The organism is Erwinia sp. PsM31 (assembly GCF_030433775.1).
GTDB lineage: Bacteria > Pseudomonadota > Gammaproteobacteria > Enterobacterales > Enterobacteriaceae > Erwinia > Erwinia aeris.
Window position 1 is genome coordinate 1 of sequence record NZ_JARUWZ010000171.1, and the last position, 206, is coordinate 206.

Consider the following 206-nt stretch of genomic DNA (forward strand, 5'->3'; position numbering starts at 1 on the left):
TACGGCGTGGGTATACGGCATTTAGGCGTCACCCGAAACCCGAGACCGTTTTAAGGTGTCCGTTGTTAAATACGGTGATTGTTGGTGCGAGTGGGTTTGCTGGCGTAGAGCTTGCGTCCTACCTGAACCGTCACCCTCAGGTGAACATAGCCGCTTTAGCGGTATCAGCGCAAATCCCTGACGCCGGAAAATTGCTTTCCGATCTG

General features: G+C 53.4%; 1 pseudogene. It reads left to right on the plus strand.

The features are described from left to right. Positions 1-62: 62 nt before the first annotated feature. Positions 63-206, plus strand: a pseudogene (locus tag QCD69_RS22840) (N-acetyl-gamma-glutamyl-phosphate reductase); the annotation flags it as partial.